Genomic DNA, 24,309 nt, shown 5'->3' with positions numbered 1-24,309 from the left:
CGGGTAACTTGTGATTTATTTTTCAAACTTTCGCAAAATAATAATAATTTGTTTGATTAGTTGCCACTTACACGTTTACATTCGAGTGAGTGTTTCCTATAATTAGGAATGTAAGCTTTATTAAAAAGTCTTAGGAGGAAAATCATGAATATCCATGAGTATCAAGGAAAAGAAATTTTTCGCTCAATGGGTGTAAACGTACCTAAAGGTGACGTTGCTCTTACACCAGAAGAAGCAGTTGAAGTTGCAAAAACACTTGATTCAGATGTCTACGTTGTTAAAGCTCAAATCCACGCAGGTGGCCGTGGTAAAGCAGGCGGCGTTAAGATAGCGAAATCTGTCGATGAGGTTAAGGAATATGCTGAAGAATTATTAGGCAAAGTCTTAGTTACTCATCAGAACGGTCCGGACGGGACTGAAATCAAACGTCTTCTCGTTGAAGAAGGCTGCGATATCGACAGCGAATACTACTTAGGTTTTGTAATTGACCGCGCGACGAACCGCGTTACATTAATGGGTTCTGAAGAAGGCGGAACAGAAATCGAAGAAGTAGCAGAAGCAACTCCTGAAAAGATTTTTAAAGAAGTTATTGATCCTGCTGTAGGTCTTATGCCGTTCCAGGCTAAGAGACTTGCGTTCAATATTAATATTCCAACAGCGTCTGTAAACAAAGCAGCTAAATTAATGCTTTCTTTATACGATGTATTTATCAAAAAAGATGCTGCAATTATGGAAATTAACCCGCTTGTAACTACAAGTGACGGCGAAGTTATTGCGCTTGATGCGAAAGTTAACTTCGATGCGAATGCATTATACAGAAACAAAGATGTCGTTGAATTACGCGACTTTGATGAAGAAGATGAAAAAGAAATCGAAGCTTCTAAGCACGATTTAGCATATATCGCTTTAGAAGGTAATATCGGCTGTATGGTTAACGGTGCCGGACTTGCTATGGCAACGATGGATACGATTAACCACTTCGGCGGAAGACCTGCCAACTTCCTTGACGTAGGGGGCGGCGCGACTGCTGAAAAAGTTACCGAAGCATTCAAACTTATTTTAAGTGACAAAGCTGTAGAAGGTATCTTTGTAAACATTTTCGGCGGTATTATGAAGTGTGACGTTATCGCTGAAGGTGTCGTTGAGGCTGTAAATAACGTTGGTCTTGAAATTCCTCTTGTCGTTCGTCTGGAAGGTACAAACGTTAAAGAAGGTAAACAGATTCTTGCAGATTCAGGTCTTGCAATCACATCGGCAAGCACAATGGCTGAAGGTGCCGAGAAGATCATCGCTGCTGTAAACGAAAATAAATAATAACGGAGGAATATATTGTGGCTGTATTTGTAGATAAGAATACTAAAGTAATTGTACAGGGTATTACCGGTTCAACAGCACTATTCCACACAAAGCAGATGCTTGAGTATGGTACTCAAATCGTTGCTGGTGTGACACCTGGTAAAGGCGGACAGGAAGTTGAAGGCGTTCCTGTATTCAACACTGTAGAAGAAGCTAAAAAAGAAACTGGCGCAACAGTATCAGTAGTATACGTGCCGGCACCATTCGCTGCAGATTCAATCATTGAAGCTGCAGATGCTGAACTGGACCTCGTAATTTGTATTACTGAGCATATTCCGGTACTCGATATGGTTAAAGTAGTACGTTATTTAGAAGGTAAAAACACGCGTCTTATCGGACCGAACTGTCCAGGTGTTATTACTGCCGATGAAACTAAAATCGGTATTATGCCCGGCTATATCCACAAAAAAGGACACGTTGGTGTCGTATCACGTTCAGGTACACTAACTTATGAAGCAGTTCATCAGTTAACTCAGGAAGGTGTCGGCCAGACATCTGCTGTCGGTATCGGCGGAGACCCTGTTAACGGTACGAACTTTATCGATGTGCTTAAAGAATTCAACGAAGATCCAGAAACTTACGCTGTAGTAATGATCGGGGAAATCGGCGGTACTGCTGAAGAAGAAGCTGCAGAGTGGGTTCGTGATAACATGACTAAACCTGTTGTCGGCTTCATCGGCGGACAAACTGCACCTCCAGGAAAACGTATGGGCCATGCCGGTGCGATTATTTCAGGCGGTAAAGGGACAGCTGACGAAAAAATCCGTGTCATGAACGAATGCGGAATTAAAACAGCTGCAACACCTTCTGAAATTGGTGAAACGCTTATCGAGCGCATCAAAGAAGAAGACGGTCTTTACGAAAAATGTTTAACAGTAAAATAAATGTAATATAACTCGTGCATGTGAGTGAAAAACGGCGGTAATCCTAATGGATTATCGTCTTTTTTTGTCTTTTTCTGGAAATATTTGTCGGTAAATTGAAATCTGAATAAGCCTGAAATCTCTTATAATATAAGTATCATAATATCAGGGGAGGCACATATGGATTTACTACTTATGAGCTATGCAGGGGTTACTTCAAAAGAATATTTATCACTCTTAAATAACGGTTTTATTTCGCCTGAATTAAAGCGCAAAATTGAGTTTGCAAATACTCTTGACAGAAAGAAAATTATCACAGATCTGGACAGGCTGAATATCAGCTATATTACGCATGAACACTCACTTTATCCGCCTTTACTGAAAGAAATTTATGATTTTCCCTACATATTATATTACCGCGGGAACCCCAGGTACTTAATGGAAGATATGCTCGGTGTCGTTGGCAGCAGAAAATCGACAAGCTATACAGCTAAATCTCTGGAGGTGCTCTTGCCGAGTCTTAAAAACATTGCTATTATATCAGGACTTGCCTACGGTGCGGATGAAGCGGCACACAAGACGGCAATCGGCAATAATATGAAGACGATTGGTGTGCTTGCATTCGGGCACAGTACACACTATCCAAAAACAACTGCGGATATCCGCCGGGAGATGGAACAGAGTCATCTGACAATCAGCGAATATCCGCCGGACACACCAATCCGGAAATGGCAGTTCGTTGCACGCAATAGAATTATTGCCGGCTCTGCCCGAGGTGTCCTTGTAACAGAAGCGGAAGAAAAAAGCGGCAGTTTAATTACGCTTGAGATGGCACTCGACGATAACCGGAACGCATACTGTCTGCCGGGAAATATTACATCCGCACTGTCAAAAGGAACAAATTTACGTATAAAAGAAGGCGCATCAGTTGTGACAGAAGCAGATGATATTCAGAGAGATTTCGACTGAAAGCAGCAAGACGAAATATTATAATAAGTGGATTTTCATTGACAAAGTAAAATTTAACTGTGTATCATTTGGACTTGAATAGATTAAAAGCAAATTAGGAGGCAGCAGAGTGGCAGACAATTTAGTGATCGTAGAATCACCTGCGAAAGCAAAGACGATTGAAAAGTACCTCGGTAAACGTTATAAAGTAATTGCTTCCATGGGACACGTGAGAGATCTTCCGCGCAGTCAGACTGGAATTGATACAGAAAATAATTACGAACCTAAATATATTACGATACGCGGTAAAGGCCCGTTACTAAAAGAATTGAAAAAAGAAGCGAAAAAAGCGAAGAAAGTATTCTTAGCAAGTGACCCCGACAGAGAAGGGGAAGCAATTGCCTGGCATCTGAGCCATGCACTTGGGGCAGACAATGATTACTACCGTGTGGTCTTTAATGAGATTACAAAAGATGCAGTTAAAGAAAGTTTTAAAACACCATCTGAAATCGATATGCAGCTGGTAGATGCGCAGCAGGCAAGACGCATACTTGACCGCCTTGTAGGTTACAACATCTCACCTGTATTATGGAAGAAAGTTAAAAAAGGATTATCGGCAGGACGTGTTCAGTCGGTTGCACTGAAATTAATTATCGACCGTGAAAACGAAATCCGTAAATTCGTTCCTGAAGAATACTGGTCTATTGAAGGAACATTTAAAACTGGCCGCTCGAAATTCACAGGTAAATTTAACAAGCTTGCTTCAGATAAGCAGAAAACTAAACTTCAGAATAAAGACGATGTCGATAAAGTCATGGGTCAAATAAAAGGTTCGGATTTCAATATCGATTCTGTTGAGAAAAAAGAGAAAAAACGTAATCCGGCACAGCCGTTTACAACTTCTTCACTGCAGCAGGAAGCAGCGCGCAAGCTGAACTACAAAGCGCGTAAAACAATGATGCTCGCTCAGCAGCTGTATGAAGGTATCGATATTAAAAAAGAAGGTACAGTCGGTCTGATTACTTATATGAGAACGGATTCGACACGTATTTCAAATACTGCCAAGGATGAAGCATACGATTTAATCGAGTCGACATACGGCAAAGAATATACCGGCACGCAGAAATCAGCAGCTAAAGCTGCGTCACAGGATGCGCACGAGGCAGTCCGTCCGACATCTGCAAACCGTACACCGGATAATATGAAGCAGTATTTGAGCCGCGATCAGCACCGTCTGTATAAACTGATCTGGGACCGCTTCATTGCAAGCCAGATGGCGCCGGCAATATTAGATACAGTTAAAATAGATTTGAGCAACAACGGCGTACTCTTCAGAAGTACCGGCCAGACGATTAAATTTAAAGGTTTTATGCAAATTTACATCGAAGGCACTGATGACACTGAAGATGATTTAAACAGTAAACTTCCTGAAATGAATGAAGGAGAGACGGTAACATCAGAAAAAATTGAACCGGCGCAGCACTACACACAGCCGCCGCCGAGATTTACTGAGGCTCGTCTAGTTAAGACATTGGAAGAATCGGGAATCGGACGGCCGTCAACTTACGCACCGACAATCGATACCATTCAAAAACGTAACTATGTCCGCATGGACCAGAAACGTTTTATCCCGACAGAAATCGGTGAAATCGTCAACGAGCAGGTTGTGGAATACTTCCCGGATATTATCGATATTGCCTTTACCCGCAATATGGAAGAAAGCCTCGACTCAGTAGCTGACGGTAAAAAAGAATGGCGCGAAGTTATCGACGAATTCTATAAAGGCTTCAGTCCGCAGGTTGACCGCGCGGAAGCAGAAATGGAAAAAATCGAAATTAAAGACGAACCGGTTGGAGAAGACTGTGAAAAATGCGGTTCTCCGATGGTTTACAAAATGGGACGTTACGGTAAATTCATGGCATGTTCGAATTTCCCTGACTGCCGCAACACGAAAGCAATCGTCAAAGAAATCGGCGTTAAATGCCCAACTTGTAAAGAAGGAGAAGTCGTCGAACGCAAATCGAAGAGAAACCGTATTTTCTTCGGCTGTGAAAGATATCCTGAATGCGACTATGTATCGTGGGATCGTCCAATCGGTCGCGACTGTCCGAAATGTGAACATCACCTGGTTGAAACGAAAAAAGGTAAAAAAGCACAGGTTAAATGTACGAACTGTGAATATAAAGAAGACGCAAGCTAATTAATGAACCGTCCCCGGTGATTCGGGGACGGTTTTTTTAAATCTTCGGTATGTGTTAACTTTATTTGAACACCACTCTGAATCCCATCCTGCAGGCAATTACAAGGTAAACGAAATGAAAGCGCCTTTATTGTCTTCCTTTTTGACAGAATTATAAATATTTGTACAATTAAGTGCAATTTAATTAAAAATGGTTTAATATAACTACTGTTGTTTACTTGCGGACTAGTTTACATTGTATTGCTTGGCTAAATAATTTAAATTATGATAAAATTCAGACAAAGGATGAGGTGGTCGAAATTTACGTCAATGATTATTTACGAATGCTTAAGTATCAGCGTAATTTTTCCGATCATTCTATAAAAAGTTATGATCATGATATTCATGAATTCATAACTTTTTTGAAGACTGAAAGTTTATCGGTACCAGCATTTAAATATATGGATGCAAGAAACTACCTGGCAATGCTGTATGACCGCAATTTTAAAAAATCAACCGTATCGAGAAAAATATCGACGCTTAGAAGCTACTATAATTATTTAGCTGACAGAGAATGCGTCGATATAAATCCGTTTACGGCACTGCCTTTTCCAAAAAAGGAAGAAGTGCTCCCGGATTTTATGTACGAGAATGAAATCGAAGCGCTATTTGAAAGTCTGGATCAGAATCATAAAATGTATGAACGTGACCTCGCAATACTGGAACTGCTTTACGCCACCGGTATGCGGGCGAGTGAACTGATTGGTTTAAGGCTGAAGGACATTGATTTCACAGTACAGATTGTCAGGGTGCTCGGGAAAGGACGCAAATGGCGGGTCGTACCGTTTCATGACCGTGCAGCCCGTGCTTTGGAAAGTTATGCAGAAACATACAGCGAAGAAATACTTAAGAATGATGCAATGTGGGTAAATCACAGAGGAGGGCCGCTCACAGTTCGCGGACTCCGCCATATTATCGATATGACGGTGAAGCGCAGCGCACTCCACTTGGACATTCATCCGCATACTTTCCGGCATACGTTTGCAACGCATTTACTGAACAACGGAGCAGATTTACGGGCAGTGCAGGATTTGCTCGGCCATGAGTCTTTATCAACGACACAGCGTTATACGCACGTGACGACTGATCAGGTTAAAAAGACTTATTTAAATGCACACCCGAGTAATAAAAAGAGGTGACAAGATGACGACGATATTCGCGATTAAGCATCATGGCCAAATGGCGATTGCAGGTGATGGCCAGGTAACACTCGGCAATCAGGTCGTAATGAAACATACCGCAAGAAAAGTCCGCCGTTTATTTAACGATCAGGTCGTAGCAGGTTTTGCAGGCAGTGTGGCAGATGCTTTTACACTGTTTGAAAAATTTGAAGCGAATCTGCATGAGTACAACGGCAATCTGCAGCGTGCTGCAGTTGAACTGGCTAAAGAATGGCGCGGTGATAAAATGCTCCGCCAGCTGGAAGCGATGCTGATTGTAATGGATAAAAACGATTTGCTGCTCGTCTCCGGTACAGGTGAAGTGATTGAACCGGATGACGGCATTCTGGCAATTGGTTCCGGCGGCAATTACGCGCTCGCAGCAGGACGCGCACTGAAGAAACACGGTGCAGATTTAAGTGCTGAAATGATTGCGCGTGACAGCTTGACTCTGGCAAGTGAAATCTGCGTATTTACTAACGATAATATAATAGTAGAAACAATCGATTAAAGAAAGAGTGAGATAAATGTCAAACACCAATCTTTCTCCAAGAGAAATTACAGCCCGCCTCGATGAAAGTATTATCGGGCAGGATGAAGCAAAACGAAAAGTCGCGATTGCAATGCGCAACCGCTACAGAAGAATGCTGCTTGACGATGAACTGAAAGAGGAAGTTATTCCTAAAAATATTCTGATGATTGGACCGACCGGTGTCGGGAAAACAGAAATCGCAAGACGCATTGCTAAAATTACCGGCAGCCCCTACACAAAAGTTGAAGCGACTAAGTATACGGAAGTCGGTTACGTCGGCCGCGATGTTGAATCTATGGTCAGAGACCTGGTCGACAGTGCTGTCCGCATGGTCAAAGAGGCTAAGAAAAATGAAGTCGCCGATGATGCGCTGGATTTAGCAAATGAACGTCTGACAGGTTTAATTGCACCGGGACGAAAAAAACAACAACCGGCAAGTAATAACCCGTTTGAAATGCTGATGAACCAGCAGAATGAAGAAGAAGAGCTGGAAGAAATAGATGATTCAATCAGGCTGAAACGCCGCGATATAAAAAGTCAGCTCCTGGCCGGCAAGCTTGAAGATGAAAAAGTGACGATTGAAGTGGCTGAAAGTTCAAATCAGCTTGGCATGATGATGCCGGGTATGGATAACAACGGCATGGGCGACATGCTGCAAAACTTAATGCCGAAGAAGAAAAACAAACGCACGATGACAGTGAAAAAAGCACGTCAGTATTTAATCGATGAAGAAGCTGAAAAGCTGATCGACCTCGATAATGTAAATGACGAGGCGATTGAACTGGCAGAAACAACGGGAATTATCTTTATCGATGAAATTGATAAGATCGCTAAAAGCAGCCAGAACTCGGGTGACGTTTCACGCGAAGGTGTGCAGCGCGATATTTTACCAATCGTTGAAGGTTCAACAGTGCAGACTAAATACGGTTCGATTAAAACGGATTATATTTTATTTATCGGAGCAGGTGCATTTCACGTTGCCAAACCAAGTGATTTAATTCCTGAACTGCAGGGGCGTTTCCCGCTCCGCGTCGAACTGAACAAACTGACGACAGATGATTTCGAACGCATTTTAAAAGAACCGAAGAATTCATTGCTGCAGCAGTACGAAGCCTTGCTGAAAACAGAAGAAGTATCGGTGTCATTTACAGATGAAGCAATCAGAGCACTTGCTGAGATTGCCTACAAGGTAAACTCATCGACAGATGATATCGGTGCAAGAAGACTTCATACAATATTAGAAACACTGCTCGAAGAGCTGTTGTTTGAAGCGAGCAGTATGCAGGGTGCGCACGTTGAGATTACGAAGCGCTACGTCGATTCGAAACTGGATCATATTTCTACAGATAAAGATTTAAGTGAATTTATTTTATAAAATAACAGGAGTGAAATATCATGGCTAGTTTATTACAGAAAACACGTGAGATTAACAATTTAATTCAAGGCAGTTCAAATATTAAAGTAGATTTCGAAGAAGTCGCAGACAAATTAAGCGGTATTTTAGAATGTAATACATTCATCGTGTCAAAAAGAGGTAAGTTACTCGGAATCGGTGTTGAACAGACTATCGAAAACGAACGTATTGTCGATATGCTTGAAAACAGACAGTTCCCTGAGTATTACGTTAACCAGATTATGCGTATTACAGAAACTCGCGAAAACATCGCATTCGAAGATGATTTAACTATCTTCCCGGCGGAAGATTCGTATCAGGATTCTGAAACGTGCATCGTGCCGATTTACGGCGGAGGCAACCGTTTAGGTACATTAGTACTCGGCCGCAGAGAAAATGAATTCTCAGAAGACGATTTAGTACTTGCTGAATATGCCGGTACAGTTGTCGGTATGGAAATCCTGCGCGAGAAAAATGAAGAAGTTGAACAGAAAGCGCGCGATAAAGCGAGTATTTCTATGGCGATCCGTTCATTATCATATTCTGAACGTGAAGCAATCGAGCACATTTTTGATGAGCTTAATGCAGACGAAGGACTACTTGTTGCTTCTAAAGTCGCAGACCGTGTCGGCATTACGCGTTCAGTTATCGTTAACGCACTTCGTAAACTTGAAAGTGCAGGCGTAATCGAATCCCGTTCATTAGGAATGAAAGGGACGTTTATCAAAGTTAAAAAAGAAGATTTCCTGCCCGAGCTTCGTAAAGACAGCTAAGGTTGCAAAAAGACAATATATATGATATAGTATTAATCGGTCAAAAGACCAAATACACACAGCAGAGTAAGGGATTAACCGGTGCCTTTAAACAGGTGGTTATTCAGCACGATGCTGGAGGTATAAACCATTAGGAGGAAACAAATCATGGCAGTAATTACTATGAAACAATTGCTTGAAGCAGGTGTACATTTCGGACACCAGACACGCCGCTGGAACCCTAAGATGAGCAGATATATCTTTACGGAACGTAACGGCATCTACATTATCGACCTACAGAAAACAGTTAAGAAAGTTGCAGAAGCATACGACTTCGTTAAGTCAGTTTCTGAAGAAGGCGGACAAGTTCTTTTTGTCGGTACTAAAAAACAAGCTCAGGACGCTATTAAAGAAGAAGCGGAACGTGCTGGTCAGCTTTACATCAACCAACGCTGGTTAGGTGGACTCTTAACTAACTACCAAACTATCAACAAACGTATTAAGAGAATTTCTGAAATCGAAAGAATGGAAGAAAACGGTACTTTCGACGTACTTCCTAAAAAAGAAGTTGTTGAATTACGTAAAGAATATGCACGCTTAAACAAGTTCCTTGGCGGTATCCGCAACATGAAGAAAATGCCTAGCGCAATTTTCATCGTTGACCCACGCAAAGAACGCAATGCGATTGCAGAAGCTAAAAAATTAGGAATTCCTATCGTTGCAATGGTCGACACTAACTGTGATCCGGACGAAATCGACTACGTAATCCCAGCTAACGACGACGCTATCCGCGCGGTTAGACTGATGACTAGCAAAATGGCAGATGCTGTTTTAGAAGGTCAGCGTGGTATTTCTGACGCAGAAGTAGCAGCAGAACAAAATATCGACTTAAAAGAAGATGCTTCAGCTGAGACTAAAGAAGAGAAAGCACAATAATTAATTGAAATCTTGGTGATAAGCGTAATACTCTTATCACCTTTTTTACAACAATTAAATGGAGGACTGAATAATGGCTATTTCAGCAAAATTAGTTAAAGAACTACGTGATAAAACTGGCGCAGGTATGATGGATTGTAAAAAAGCGCTTGTAGAAACTGATGGAGATATCGATAAAGCAATCGATTACCTACGTGAAAACGGTATTGCGAAAGCAGCTAAAAAAGCTGACCGCATTGCTGCAGAAGGTGCTGTTTACATTGCTGCAGAAGGAAACGAAGCAGTAATCGTTGAAATCAATGCTGAGACAGACTTCGTAGCACGTAACGAATCTTTCCAGGAACTTGTTAAGAAAATTGCTGCACACATCCTTGCAACTAAACCTGCAGATGTAGAAGCTTTATATAACTCTGAAATTGACGGTGAAACTGTTACTTCGATCATGAACAATGCAGTGTCAACAATTGGAGAGAACTTAAACATCAGACGTTTTGCAGTTGAAACTAAGACTGATAACGACTCATTCGGCCAGTATATGCACATGGGCGGGCGTATCGGTGTGTTAACAGTAGTAGAAGGTACAACTGACGAAACTATCGCAAAAGATGTTGCGATGCACGCTGCAGCATTAAACCCTAAATACGTTTCACGCGACCAGGTTGATCAGGCAGAACTTGATCACGAGCGTGAAGTACTGCGTCAGCAGGCTTTAAACGAAGGTAAACCTGAAAAAATCGTCGACAAGATGGTTGAAGGAAGAGTTCGTAAGTATTTAGAAGAAATCTGCATCGTAGATCAGCCATTTGTTAAAGATTCTGATCAGACTGTTCAGCAGTACTTAGATTCTAAAAATGCATCTATCCGTTCATTCGTTCGTTACGAACTGGGTGAAGGTATTGAAAAACGCGAAGAAAACTTCGCTGAAGAAGTACTCGGACAAGTTAAAAAATAATTTTATTAAAAAAGACACTTCGGTGTCTTTTTTTCTAAGTAATAAATTCAATGAAAAGGATTGAAAAACATGGCTGAATCTTCTAAATTTACACGAATCGTGTTAAAACTCAGCGGGGAAGCACTTGCTGGCGACGATGGTTTCGGAATTAATCCGGTAATCATTAAAAATATCGCATCACAGGTTTCGGAAGCTCAGAAATTAGGCGTTGAAATGGCGATTATCGTCGGCGGCGGGAATATCTGGCGCGGCAAAATAGGCGGCGATCTCGGTATGGACCGCGGTACAGCGGATTATATGGGAATGCTTGCAACAGTAATGAACTCCCTTGCACTGCAGGATAGTTTAGAGCAGCTCGGTCATGAGACAAGAGTGCTGACTTCAATCGAAATGAAACAGGTCGCTGAACCTTATATAAGAAGACGTGCAATTCGTCATCTTGAAAAAGGGCGCATCGTTATTTTTGCAGCCGGTATAGGCAACCCGTACTTCTCCACAGATACGACAGCAGCACTCCGTGCAGCAGAAATTGAAGCAGATGTTATCCTGATGGGTAAAAATAACGTAGATGGTGTGTATTCTGCAGATCCGAAGCTCGATTCGTCAGCTGTTAAGTACGACAAACTGACTTACATTGAAATGTTACAGGAAAATCTTCAGGTAATGGATGCAACAGCATCATCGTTCTGTATGGACAATGACATCCCGCTTGTGGTATTTTCGATTACAGAAGAAGGTAATATTAAGCGTGCCGTTGCAGGAGAAACAATCGGTACGACAATTACAAAGCAATAGGAGAAGATATTAATATGAGTGAATCCGTTTTGAAAACATCCGAAGACAAAATGAAGAAGTCAATTGACAGTCTGGCGAGAGAACTTGCATCAATCCGTACAGGTGCTGCAAACTCAAGTATGCTTGACCGTGTAAATGTTGAATATTACGGTGCACCAACGCCGCTTAATCAGCTGGCAAGCATCAGTATTCCTGAAGCACGTATGCTTGTAGTGACACCTTACGATAAGAGTTCAGTTGACAGCGTATTGAAAGCAATTCAAATGGCGGACCTCGGCGTGAATCCAACGAGTGATGGCACGCTGATTCGTATATCTATACCTCAGCTGACTGAAGAACGACGTAAAGAATTTGTTAAAGATGCCCGCAAAGAAGGCGAAAACGCTAAAGTTGCAATCCGTAACGTGCGCCGCGATTCAAATGACGAGCTGAAAGCTTCAGAAAAAGAAGGTAATATCTCAGAGGATGAACTTAGAAGTCTGACTGAAAGCGTTCAGAAATTAACAGATAAACACATCGCTGAAATCGACGTAATGTGTAACGCTAAAGAAAAAGACATTCTGGAAGTTTAATTATAAAAACAGGTAAGGGGACTTACCTGTTTTTTTATTGTATAACTATGTTAAAATAAAATAATTGAAGAAGTATATTAAAATTAATTACAGATACATATTTGGCACGGAGGATCGTCATGTTTAATGCGACTAAAAACAAATCTCTGACTGAGAGACCAATACCGGAACATATTGCGATTATTATGGATGGCAACGGCAGATATGCGAAGATGCGCAGCATGCCCCGCATAAAAGGCCATTATGAAGGCATGCAGAATATTAAGAGCATCGTGAGACATGCTGCAGATATAAAACTAAAGTATTTAACGCTCTATGCGTTTTCAACTGAAAACTGGTCCCGTCCAAAAAGTGAAGTGAACTACTTACTTAAACTGCCGACCGATTTTCTCGGTACGTTTTTACCGGAACTGATCGAAAAAAACGTTATTGTTAAAACGATTGGTGAATTCGAAGCACTGCCGAAACATACGCGTAAAGCAGTTCAGACTGCCATCGATAAAACTGCCGGAAATACCGGTCTAACACTCGTTTTTGCACTGAACTACGGCGGACGTGACGAACTGATTGGCGCGGTCAAAGAGATGATCGCTGACGTTCAGGCAGGAAGACTTGATGCTGATTCACTCGACAGCAAAAGATTCGAAGATTATTTAATGACTAAAGATATGCCGGACCCTGAAATGGTTATTAGAACGTCAGGTGAATACCGGCTGAGTAATTTCTTATTATGGCAGGCATCCTACAGCGAATTATTCTTTTCAAATACGCTGTGGCCGGAATTCTCGACTGCTGAGCTGGATGATTTAATCGGCCAGTATCAAAAGAGAGAACGGCGTTTTGGAGGCTTAAATGAGGAGGATGTAATAGATGAAGACTAGAACGATAACTGCAGTCATTGCGCTGCTGTTATTTTTGCCGATTGTAATTCTCGGCTCATGGCCGCTGCTAATATTAGTCTACCTCATGGCAATTACGGCTCTTTACGAAATTTTAAAGATGAACCGTATCCATATATTTTCTCTGCCGGGGGTTTTATCTTTAATTGCTCTCTGTATGGTCTTAATACCGCAGGAATCCTATTCCCCGGCCATCGCTGATTTCCAGCTGGAGATTATCGTTGCACTCGCACTTATTATGCTGTCGACGACAGTTGTTTCGAAGAACAGATTTAACTTTGTCGATATGAGTTTTTGCGTCATGGCAGTTGCATATATCGGCATCGGTTTTATGTACTTTTTTGAAACGCGTGAATCAGGACTTATTTATATTTTATATGCACTGCTGATTGTCTGGCTTACAGATACGGGTGCCTACTTGTTCGGTAAATCATTCGGCAAACGTAAACTGTGGCCGCAGATCAGTCCAAACAAAACGATTGAAGGTTCACTCGGCGGTACGCTTGTATCGATAATTATACCGATTGTTTTCGTTATGGCGGGTTTGATGGAAGGGTCACTGTGGCTCTTAATTCCGTTTACGGTAGTTCTCAGTATATTCGGGCAGATGGGGGACCTCGTGGAATCCGCATTAAAACGTCACTTTGACGTGAAAGATTCAGGCACATTTTTACCGGGACACGGCGGTATTCTAGACCGCTTTGACAGTTTCATCTTCGTACTGCCCCTGATGAACATCTTACCGATTATTTCATAATAACAGGTGAATTATATGATAAAAACCATTTCTATACTCGGTGTCACGGGTTCTGTCGGAACCCAGGCGCTTGACGTCATTAAAAATAATCCGGAACACTTTAAACTCGGTGCAATTTCAGCCGGACGGAACCTTTCTAAACTGCATGAGATTTTACATGACTTTAAACCATTGCTCGTTTCAGTACAGGATGAGAATGCCGTCAGCGGGCTGAAAGTTCAGTATCCGCATATTGAATTTACATCGGGAGACAAAGGTCTTATCGATGTTGCAACATTTGACAGCAATTTACTTTTAACAGCAATTCTCGGCAGTGTCGGCCTAAAACCAACACTTGCTGCAATAGACGCCGGCATTGATATTGCACTCGCGAACAAAGAAACATTAGTTGCAGCAGGCGCTATTGTGATGGAGCGTGCGGCTCTCAAAAATGTGCAGATTATTCCTGTGGACTCAGAGCATTCAGCTCTGTTCCAATGTTTAAAAGGTGAAAATGAAAAAGAAATCAGCAATATTATTATAACAGCAAGCGGCGGTTCATTCAGAGATCTGACGCGTGCTGACCTCGGCAATGTCACTTTGAAAGATGCATTAAATCACCCGAACTGGTCGATGGGGCAAAAGATTACAATTGATTCTGCGACGATGATGAACAAAGGTTTTGAAGTCATTGAAGCGAAGCATTTATTCGATGTCGAAATTGCCCAGATTAAAACACTTCTTCATAAAGAGAGCATCGTTCACTCGATGGTGGAATTTATTGACAACAGTATTATGGCACAGCTTGGCAACTCCGATATGAGAACGGCCATTCAATATGCATTTACTCATCCGGAGCGGTTACATAAAAATAATCCGCTGTCCTTAAATGAATTATCACAGCTTAACTTCAAACCAATGGATTTTGACCGCTTTAAAATGTTAAAATTCGCTTATGATGCGCTGGAAGCAGGCGGTACTCTCGCTACTGTAATGAACGCTGCGAACGAATATGCAGTTGGTGAATTTTTACAGGGCAGAATTTCATTTTTGGAAATTGAAGAAATCGTTGAATCCCGCATGCTGCAGCACGAGAATATTCAAAATCCCGATCTTGAAACGATACTGAGCCTTGACGCGCGCTATAAATCAAATATGAGGTGAAGTAAGTGACAGGAATTTTAGCTTTTATAGTCGTTTTCGGTCTGCTTGTTACCGTGCATGAATTCGGGCATATGTTCTTCGCAAAACGCGCAGGCATTATGTGTCCGGAGTTTGCCATTGGCATGGGGCCGAAAATCTTTTCATATAAATACAATGATACGCAATACACGGTGCGTCTTCTGCCTATCGGCGGATACGTGCGAATGGCATCAAAAGATATGGAAGTCAATCCGCTGAATGCCGGTATGCGTATCAATATTAAGTTAAATGAGAACGATGAAATTACACATATTCTATTAGATGATAAACATAATTTCCAGCACGTCGAAGAAATTGAAGTTGTTGAAAGCGACATTTCAGAAGCGATGTATGTAAAAGGTTTAAAACTGAATGATAACAGCGAAGTGACTTATCATTTCAGCGAGGAATGCTACTTCGTAGAAAACTCCGAGCTTGAACGCATTGCGCCCCTGTCGGGAAGATTTGAAACGAAAAGTGTATGGGCGCGTTTCTTAACGCTGTTTGCCGGTCCCTTATTCAACTTCCTGCTGGCATTTGTACTGTTTACAATTCTGTTCTATATTCAGGGTAAACCGATGGATGAACCGATTGTCGGCACAGTTGTGGAAGATACGCCAGCAGCAGATATTGATCTTGAAGCAGGCGACCGCATTCAGTCTATCGACGGGACAATAGTCGACAGCTGGGCGCATATGACACAGCTGATTCAAGAAGGCGAAGGCAGCCCTCAGGAACTCGTTATTGAATCAGGAGGAAACACTCATACAGAAACGCTTGTTCCTGCTGTTGAAGCAACAGAGCTGCCGGACGGTACGGAACAGAAACGTCTGATTATCGGTGTCGGCAGAGATTTCGAAAATGGAATTATCGCACCGGTATGGTGGGGAATTCAGGAAACGGTCTCCAGTATGTCACTAATATTTGAACTCGTTGTTAATATGATCGGGACAATTTTCGCAGGCACATTCAGTTTTGATATGCTGAATGGACCGGTCGGTATTTATAAAGTGACGGAATCCGTTGCTTCACAGGGTATTTTAGTGCTGATGAACTTCACTGCACTGCTCAGTGTGAATTTAGGTATAATGAACTTACTGCCGATTCCGGCGCTCGACGGGGGAAGAATTTTATTCGTTTTATACGAGGGAATCTTCAGACGTCCATTAAACCGCAAAGTAGAATTAAACATACAATTAATAGGCGTATTATTCGTTTTAGTTATTATGGTGCTTGTCACCTGGAACGACATTAAAACATTTTTCTTATAGGAGTGAAACAGTATGAGGCAATCACAAATGTTTATCCCTACACTTAGGGAGACACCAACAGAAGCCGAAAGTTTAAGTCACCGTCTGATGCTGAAATCAGGCATGATTAAACAGCTCGCACGCGGTATTTACGCATACCTGCCAATTACACAGCTGGTACTGAACAATATTCAGGATATTGTACGCGAAGAAATGATGAATATCGGCGGTGCCGAAGTGCATCTTCCAGTTCTTCATCCGCGTGAATTATGGGAAGAATCAGGCAGATGGCAAGCTTACGGTAAAGAGCTGATGAGAGTCAGCGACCGTCACGACAGAGAATTTGCACTTGGACCGACACATGAGGAAGTTATTACTTCACTTGTCCGCGATGAACTGAAAAGCTATAAAAAACTGCCGTTAACATTATTCCAGATTCAAACGAAATTCCGCGATGAGTTAAGACCGCGCTTTGGTCTGCTCCGGGGACGCGAGTTTATAATGAAAGATGCATACTCCTTCCATATCGATGAAGATTCACTCGATAAAACATACAGAGATATGTACGATGCATACAGCCGTATCTTTACAAGACTTGACCTTAACTTCAGAGCAGTGGAAGCAGACGGCGGTTCTATCGGCGGCAGCCATACACATGAATTTATGGCACTTGCTGATATCGGTGAAGATACTATCGTTTATACAGATGAAAGCAGCTATGCTGCAAATATTGAAAAAGCAGAATGTACAGCTCCGGCTGAAAACAGCACTGAAGAAATGAAAGATACTGAAAAAATTGCAACACCTGAAATCGGCACAGTAAAAGAACTTGCTGATTTCTTAAATACAGATTTAACGTTAACGACTAAAACGATGGTTGTTAAAACTGATGACGGACTGAAAATGATTGTTATCCGTGGAGATCAGGAGTTAAACGATATTAAAGTAAAAGCATACTTTAACTCAGAAATTATCGAAATGGCAGAAGACACTGAAATCACAGCTGAACTGAATGCTTCACCAGGATCACTTGGTCCTGTCGAGTCTTCAATTCCGGTTTACTTGGATTACCAGGTGGCAGCGATGAGAAACTATCCTGTCGGCGCTAACGAAACAGGCTACCACCTTTTAAATGTGAACCACGAACGTGACTTTGAAGCGGCGGGTATAGCTGATTTCAGATTTATTAACGAAGGTGAGATGGTCTCTGACGGATCAGGTCCTGCTAAATTTATGCGCGGTATTGAAGTCGGTCAGGTATTTAAACTGGGCACTAAATATTCAGAGGCGATGAACTTTAACGTGCTGGATCAGAACGGCCGTGCAAAACCAGTATTAATGGGCTGCTACGGTATCGGAATTTCACGTGTGCTGTCGGCTATTGTCGAAAGTCACCACGATGATAAAGGGATTTTCTGGCCTAAATCAGTCACACCTTTTGATATTCACATTATTACAGCGAATACGAAAGATGAGACGATTACAAATACTGCGTCGGAATTATACGATATTTTATCGAAGACAAACCGGGTATTATATGACGACCGCAACGAACGTGCGGGAGTTAAATTCGCCGATTCAGAATTAATTGGACTGCCTGTAAGAATTGTCGTCGGACGCGGTGCAAAAGACGGCATTGTAGAAGTTAAAGGCCGTCTGGAAGAAGAATCAACAGAAGTGCAGATTACAGACTTAACATCATATCTTGCAGACAATGACTACGCGTAAATCTTAGATTTACGCGTTTTTCTAAGGAAACCGGTGCAGGCTATGGAATTTTTAACTGGGAGTGTTTTCTAATTGGAAAGCCACGATAAATTAAAGATTTTACTTGAACAGGCAAATATTACTCAAAATAACTATTTGGAAAATGCCGAGCTGTCACGCGTTGTCGTCGATGACGATAACAGAATCTGGCAATTCCATCTGACTACAGACCGCATTATACCAAGCGCGCTGTATCAAATGATGAGTACTAATATAAATAAAGCATTTAGGGACATTGCGAAAACAGAACTGATTATGGCCGAGGGTGAATTCGATGAACAGCTCGTTCTGGATTATTTCATGACCGCAGTAAACAGTCTGTCGATCAATGATAATATAAAGCATCAGCTCGAACGCACTAAAATAAAATTGAATGAAGGTGTGCTTTATATCGCAGTTAAAAATGCGATTGAACAGTCGCATTTCAATAAGCATATTAACGGCAATCTGTTAAATGCATATAAATACTTCGGCATCCATTTAAACGGTCTTGAAGTAACAATTGACGATGAACTTCAATCATCGCGTTCAGAAGCTTTGGAGAAAAGTATCAGCGATGAACGGGAAGCACTCATTACGCAGTTTATTTCTGACAAGGAAAAAATGGACGAACAGATGGAGCGTCAAGGCAATGTGCCAAAACAAATCGGCAAGCCGCAAAACTTCGACGGTGTGCGTCCGCTTGAAAATATTTTCGATGAAGAGTACAGCGTGAAAATCGAAGGGCATATTTTCTCTAAAGAAGTGCGTGACCTTCGAAGCGGCCGTAAAATTCTGCAGCTGAAATTGACGGATTATACTGATTCAATTATGGCGAAAATGTTTTCCCGCCACGGTAAAAACGACGATGAAGTATTTGAAGTACTTGAATCAGGCGACTGGGTAATTATTGAAGGCCGCGTGGAATACGATGAGTTTACGAAGGATATGGTCTTAAATATCCGCAACTTAACAGCGGTTAATAAAAAACCGAAACGCGATAATGCAGACGAGAAACGTGTTGAGCTTCATCTGCATTCAACGATGAGCCAGATGGACGGCATGACGAGTGTGACAGAATATATTAAACGTGCAAAACAGTACGGACATTCAGCACTCGCTATTACGGATCACAATAACGTCCAGGCATTTCCGGATGCCTTTAACGCTACGAACAGCGATGATGATTTTAAAATGATTTTCGGCATGGAAGGCCTGCTCGTCGATGACGGTGCACCAATTGCCTACCGTCCGCAGGATTATTCACTGGAAGATCATGAATTCGTCGTGTTTGACGTTGAGACAACAGGACTATCATCTAAATATGATTCAATTATTGAGCTTGCCGGTGTTAAAGTTAAAAACGGTGAAGTTATCGATAAATTTGAACGCTTCAGCAATCCGGGAGAAAAGCTCTCCGAACTGATTAAAGAATTGACGGGAATTACTGACGATATGCTCGTCGGTGCGCCGGACATCAGTGAAGTTATCAGAGACTTTAAAGACTGGGTCGGCGATGCAATATTCGTCGCGCATAATGCGAGTTTTGATATGGGCTTTATCGATGAAGCTTATGGTAAAGAAGGATTCGGCAAGTCGACAAACGGTGTTATCGATACGCTTGAGCTGTCAAGAACGATAAATACCAAAATGAAAAAGCACGGGCTGAATATTCTAGCGAAGAAATATAATGTCGATTTAACACAGCATCACCGGGCGATTTACGATGCTGAAGCAACAGCTTATATATTCATTAAGATGATGGCACAGCTGAAAGCGGACTATGGTATTACAAATCATAAAGACATTAATAAGAGTCTGTCGAACAGCGACTCGTACAAACGGGCGATGCCGACACACATTTCGATATTAGTGCAGAACAATACAGGTTTAAAAAACTTATTTAAAATTGTGAGTCTGTCACTGACCGACCACTTTTATAAATCTGCGCGTATTAAACGCCAGGTGCTTGAAGAACACCGTGAAGGACTGTTAATCGGCAGCGCCTGCGATAACGGTGAAGTATTCACTGCAATGATGCAGAAGTCATATGAAGAAGCGAAGAAAAAAGCGCATTTTTACGACTATCTGGAAGTCTTCCCGAAACCGCTGTACCAGCGGCTGTTAGACAGAGAAGTCGTACGCGATGAAGCAACGCTTGAAGAAATTATTGAAAATATTATTAAACTCGGCAAAGAACTGGACAAAACAGTTGTCGCAACAGGCAACGTGCATTATCTGGAAGAATCTGATAAACTGTCCCGTGATATTTTAGTCAGAGCGAATCCGGGTAATCCGCTGTCCCGCGGCAACTTGCCGGAAGCACATTTCCGTTCAACTGAGGAAATGCTCGAGCTGTTCGATTTTCTGGATGAGGAGACAGCATTTGAAATTGTCGTCTCTAACACGCAGAAAATTGCTAATATGATCGGCAACGTTGAAGTCATTAAAAAGGATTTATATCCGCCGACAATTGACGGTGCGGAAGAAGAAATCAGAGAGATGACTTACGATAATGCGAAAGCTTTATACGGTGAAGACGTGCCGCAGATTGTCGTAGACCGGCTTGAGAAAGAGCTCGAGAGTATTATCGGTAACGGCTTTGCTGTAATCTACCTGATCTCCCACAAGCTTGTTAAACGCTCGCTTGATGACGGCTATCTCGTCGGTTCAAGGGGTTCTGTCGGTTCAAGTCTTGTTGCAACGATGACTGAAATTACCGAAGTGAACCCGCTGCCGCCGCATTACGTCTGTCCGGAATGTAAAGAGTCAGAGTTCTTTACTGACGGTTCGGTATCGAGCGGTTATGATTTACCTGATAAAAAATGCAGCAATTGTAATGTGGATTTAATTAAAGAAGGACAGGATATACCGTTCGAAACATTCCTTGGCTTTAAAGGGGATAAAGTACCGGATATCGATTTAAACTTCAGTGGTGTGTATCAGTCTAAAGCACACCAGTACACGAAGGATCTGTTCGGGGTGGATTACGTTTACAAAGCCGGTACAATCGGAACTGTTGCCGAGAAAACAGCATTCGGTTACGTCAAAGGTTATTTAAACGATAACGGTCTGCACAAACGGGGCGCGGAAGTTGACCGTCTCGTACTTGGGTGCAGCGGTGTTAAACGTACAACAGGGCAGCATCCGGGCGGTATTATCGTTGTCCGGGACGACATGGATATATACGACTTCTCACCAATTCAATATCCGGCGGATGATGTTGAAGCTGAATGGATGACGACGCATTTCGATTTCCACTCAATAGACAGTAACTTATTAAAACTGGATATACTCGGTCACGATGACCCGACGATGATCCGCATGCTGCAGGATCTGTCAGGCATTGATCCGACTACAGTCCCGACAGATGATCAGGAAACGATGAAATTGTTCAGCGGCCCTGAATCACTCGGAGTAACACCGGACCAGATTTTATGTAAAACGGGAACGCTCGGCATTCCGGAGTTCGGCACAGGTTTCGTGCGTCAGATGCTGGAAGATACCAGGCCGTCGACGTTCAGTGAACTCGTACAGATTTCAGGACTGTCTCACGGTACAGACGTATGGCTCGGCAACGCACAGGACTTAATACGTAAAGGTACATGTGATCTGTCGAACGTTATCGGCTGTCGTGACGACATCATGGTAACGCTGATGTATAAAGGACTTGAGCCGAGTGTTGCATTTAATATTATGGAGAAAGTGCGTAAAGGTAAAGGTTTAACAGAAGAACACGAACAGGCAATGAAAGATAACGGCGTTGAGAAATGGTACATCGATTCATGTAAGAAAATTAAATACATGTTCCCGAAAGCTCACGCTGCTGCCTACGTACTGAACTCAGTAAGAATTGCTTACTTTAAAGTGCACCATCCGCTGTTTTACTATGCGAGCTATTTTACAGTACGTGCAACGGATTTTGATCTCTTAACGATGGTCAAAGATAAAGATACAATCCGTCACCGTGTGAACGAACTGAACCAGAACTTCCAGGAGCTGTCAAAGAAAGAGAAAGATACACTCGTTGTTCTGGAACTCGTTAATGAAATGGCACAGCGCGGCTTTAAAGTGCAGCCTGTCAGCATCGATAAGTCGGACGCGTTCGACTTTATTATCGAAGGCGACACGCTGATTCCGCCGTTTATTTCAGTACCGGGACTCGGCGCCTCGGTTGCGAAACGGGTTGTCGAAACTCGTCGTGACGAGGGCTTTATCTCTAAAGAAGATTTAAATAAGAAAGCCGGCGTATCACAGAAACTGATCGAGTACTTAACTGAACTCGGCAGTCTCGATCATTTACCGGACAAAGCTCAGCTGTCAATCTTTGACATCTAGCATTGTTGCACGCCATGGGAGCCTATGGTATAATATTAGTGAATAAAAATACTCAGTCTGCAGGAGAAGAACGGGTTTGCCCCGTTCTTCTCTTAGTTTTGAAAGGGGGACTTTGACATGAATGCAATCGAACAAAAAGTATTTACTCATGTCGAGCCAATTGCCAAAGACAACGATTTAAAACTGGTTGAAGTTAACTACGTTAAAGAAGGACCAGACTTTTTCCTGCGTATTTTCCTGGATAAAAAAGGTGGTATTACACTCGACGACTGTGCAGCATTTGCAGAAATAATCAGTGCTGAACTGGATGAGTGGGATATTGTCGAAGGCGCGTACTACTTAGATGTGTCATCTCCCGGAGCAGAACGTCCGATAAAGGATGAAGAAGATTTGGAACTCACACTGAACAAAGGTATTTACGTTAAGGCGTATAAGCAAATTGACGGTGAAAAAGAGTGGACAGGCATACTGACTGCTTACGATGAAAATTCAGTAACAATTGATTACAAAGTAAAAACACGCAAAAAAACTATTACAGTGGAACGTGAAAAAATAGCAACAATAAGAAAAGCCGTCTTATTTTAGAATGGAGGAAAATTGAGTGAATCAGGAACTAATTAATGCAGTGGAATTTATTCATAAAGAGAAAAACATTCCGATGGAAGTGCTTGTGGATGCCATTGAAGCAGCGCTGATTACTGCATATAAGAAAAACTATACAGATCATAAAAACGTCTCGATTGATTTAAATATGGAGACAGGTGCTTACCATGTGGTTTCACGTAAAGATGTTGTGGCTGAAGTCGAAGATCCGACTGCAGAAATCGATCTGTTAACAGCACAGAATTATAACCCAGCTTATGAAATCGGCGATCCGTTTGATGAAGACGTGACTCCGCAAGACTTCAACCGCGTAGGGGCACAAGCTGCGAAACAGGCTGTTATGCAGCGTATCCGCGATGCTGAACGCGGCATTTTGTACGACGAGTTTATCAGCAAAGAAGACGAAGTTCTGACAGGTCTTATCGACCGTGTAGATCACCGTTTCGTCTATGTTCAGCTTGGTAAAACTGATGCAGTGCTTGCTGAATCAGAACGTATGCCGAATGAGTCATACATTCCAAACGAACGTATTAAAGTTTACGTCAACAAAGTGGAACAGACGACTAAAGGTCCTCAGATTTTCGTGTCGAGAACACACCCGAATCTTCTGAAGCGTTTATTTGAAGAAGAAGTGCCTGAGATTTTTGACGGTACTGTTGAAGTTATGAGCGTTGCACGTGAAGCGGGCGAGCGTTCAAAAATCAGCGTTCACGCAAAAAACACTGATGTCGACGCTGTCGGTTCATGTGTCGGTGCCAGAGGTGCACGTGTTGAAGCTATCGTTGATGAGCTGAACGGTGAAAAAATCGATATCGTCCTGTGGGATGAAGATCCGAAAGTATTCGTTAAAAATGCACTCAGCCCGTCGCAGGTAGTGAGTGTTAAAGTTGATGAAGATTCTAAATCCACAGTCGTTGTCGTTCCTGACCACCAGTTGTCTTTAGCAATCGGTAAAAAAGGACAGAATGCACGTCTTGCTGCAAAACTCACTGGCTGGAAAATCGATATTAAAAGCGAAACAGATGCTGCCGAGGCTGGCATCAGTCACGACTAGAGG

At 42.3% G+C, this 24,309-nt stretch carries 20 protein-coding genes; all 20 read left to right on the top strand.

Annotated elements, in window-relative coordinates; all coding sequences use genetic code 11:
* The first annotated feature begins 144 nt into the window (after positions 1–144).
* The 20 genes from sucC to nusA all read left to right on the top strand — a co-directional run bounded on the left by sucC (position 145) and on the right by nusA (position 24,306).
* Complete coding sequence (sucC, locus tag H625_RS0102055; RefSeq protein ID WP_026858408.1) at positions 145–1,314, top strand: ADP-forming succinate--CoA ligase subunit beta; 1,170 nt, start codon at positions 145–147, stop codon at positions 1,312–1,314.
* A 17-nt stretch (positions 1,315–1,331) separates the two neighbouring features.
* Positions 1,332–2,240, top strand: coding sequence for a succinate--CoA ligase subunit alpha (gene sucD, locus H625_RS0102050; protein WP_026858407.1), 909 nt, complete (start codon positions 1,332–1,334; stop codon positions 2,238–2,240).
* A gap of 159 nt (positions 2,241–2,399) precedes the next feature.
* The gene (dprA, locus tag H625_RS12410) at positions 2,400–3,188 is read left to right on the top strand and encodes a DNA-processing protein DprA (protein ID WP_035784947.1); all 789 of its coding nucleotides are present in this window, start codon (positions 2,400–2,402) and stop codon (positions 3,186–3,188) included.
* Positions 3,189–3,297: 109 nt separating this feature from the next.
* Complete coding sequence (gene topA / locus H625_RS0102040) at positions 3,298–5,367, top strand: type I DNA topoisomerase (RefSeq protein WP_026858406.1); 2,070 nt, start codon at positions 3,298–3,300, stop codon at positions 5,365–5,367.
* Between the two features lie 299 nt (positions 5,368–5,666).
* Positions 5,667–6,545 carry a site-specific tyrosine recombinase/integron integrase gene (gene xerA, locus H625_RS0102035; RefSeq protein ID WP_281170638.1) on the top strand — a complete coding sequence of 293 codons (879 nt, stop codon included), beginning with the start codon at positions 5,667–5,669 and terminating at the stop codon, positions 6,543–6,545.
* A gap of 4 nt (positions 6,546–6,549) precedes the next feature.
* On the top strand, positions 6,550–7,077 hold the full coding sequence (gene hslV, locus H625_RS0102030; protein ID WP_035784944.1) for an HslVU peptidase proteolytic subunit: 528 nt from the start codon (positions 6,550–6,552) through the stop codon (positions 7,075–7,077).
* A gap of 16 nt (positions 7,078–7,093) precedes the next feature.
* Complete coding sequence (gene hslU, locus H625_RS0102025) at positions 7,094–8,473, top strand: ATP-dependent protease ATPase subunit HslU (protein WP_026858403.1); 1,380 nt, start codon at positions 7,094–7,096, stop codon at positions 8,471–8,473.
* Between the two features lie 20 nt (positions 8,474–8,493).
* Entirely contained in the window at positions 8,494–9,264 is a 771-nt protein-coding gene (gene codY / locus H625_RS0102020; protein ID WP_026858402.1) for a GTP-sensing pleiotropic transcriptional regulator CodY, read from the top strand.
* Positions 9,265–9,411: 147 nt separating this feature from the next.
* On the top strand, positions 9,412–10,179 hold the full coding sequence (gene rpsB / locus H625_RS0102015) for a 30S ribosomal protein S2 (protein WP_026858401.1): 768 nt from the start codon (positions 9,412–9,414) through the stop codon (positions 10,177–10,179).
* A 73-nt stretch (positions 10,180–10,252) separates the two neighbouring features.
* Positions 10,253–11,131: a translation elongation factor Ts gene (gene tsf, locus H625_RS0102010; RefSeq protein ID WP_026858400.1), complete on the top strand. Its 879-nt coding sequence runs from the start codon at positions 10,253–10,255 to the stop codon at positions 11,129–11,131.
* A gap of 69 nt (positions 11,132–11,200) precedes the next feature.
* Entirely contained in the window at positions 11,201–11,926 is a 726-nt protein-coding gene (gene pyrH / locus H625_RS0102005) for a UMP kinase (RefSeq protein ID WP_026858399.1), read from the top strand.
* A gap of 14 nt (positions 11,927–11,940) precedes the next feature.
* Positions 11,941–12,498, top strand: a complete 558-nt coding sequence (gene frr, locus H625_RS0102000) for a ribosome recycling factor (protein WP_026858398.1) — start codon at positions 11,941–11,943, stop codon at positions 12,496–12,498.
* Between the two features lie 119 nt (positions 12,499–12,617).
* Complete coding sequence (locus H625_RS0101995) at positions 12,618–13,379, top strand: undecaprenyl pyrophosphate synthase (protein WP_026858397.1); 762 nt, start codon at positions 12,618–12,620, stop codon at positions 13,377–13,379.
* A complete protein-coding gene (locus H625_RS0101990; RefSeq protein WP_026858396.1) occupies positions 13,369–14,154 on the top strand; it encodes a phosphatidate cytidylyltransferase in 786 nt (261 codons plus the stop codon). The genes H625_RS0101995 and H625_RS0101990 overlap by 11 nt, the downstream gene beginning before the upstream one ends.
* 18 nt (positions 14,155–14,172) lie before the next feature.
* On the top strand, positions 14,173–15,297 hold the full coding sequence (locus tag H625_RS0101985; protein WP_026858395.1) for a 1-deoxy-D-xylulose-5-phosphate reductoisomerase: 1,125 nt from the start codon (positions 14,173–14,175) through the stop codon (positions 15,295–15,297).
* A gap of 5 nt (positions 15,298–15,302) precedes the next feature.
* On the top strand, positions 15,303–16,586 hold the full coding sequence (gene rseP / locus H625_RS0101980; protein ID WP_026858394.1) for an RIP metalloprotease RseP: 1,284 nt from the start codon (positions 15,303–15,305) through the stop codon (positions 16,584–16,586).
* 12 nt (positions 16,587–16,598) lie between these two features.
* Positions 16,599–18,293, top strand: coding sequence for a proline--tRNA ligase (locus H625_RS0101975; RefSeq protein WP_026858393.1), 1,695 nt, complete (start codon positions 16,599–16,601; stop codon positions 18,291–18,293).
* A gap of 72 nt (positions 18,294–18,365) precedes the next feature.
* Complete coding sequence (locus tag H625_RS0101970; protein WP_026858392.1) at positions 18,366–22,649, top strand: PolC-type DNA polymerase III; 4,284 nt, start codon at positions 18,366–18,368, stop codon at positions 22,647–22,649.
* 117 nt (positions 22,650–22,766) lie between these two features.
* Entirely contained in the window at positions 22,767–23,234 is a 468-nt protein-coding gene (rimP, locus tag H625_RS0101965) for a ribosome maturation factor RimP (protein ID WP_026858391.1), read from the top strand.
* A 16-nt stretch (positions 23,235–23,250) separates the two neighbouring features.
* Positions 23,251–24,306 carry a transcription termination factor NusA gene (gene nusA / locus H625_RS0101960; protein WP_026858390.1) on the top strand — a complete coding sequence of 352 codons (1,056 nt, stop codon included), beginning with the start codon at positions 23,251–23,253 and terminating at the stop codon, positions 24,304–24,306.
* The last annotated feature ends 3 nt before the right edge of the window (positions 24,307–24,309 follow it).

Origin of the sequence: Jeotgalicoccus psychrophilus DSM 19085 (genome assembly GCF_000425845.1) — a bacterium.
Classification (GTDB): domain Bacteria; phylum Bacillota; class Bacilli; order Staphylococcales; family Salinicoccaceae; genus Jeotgalicoccus; species Jeotgalicoccus psychrophilus.
This window is presented reverse-complemented; position numbering and strand designations above follow the sequence as displayed.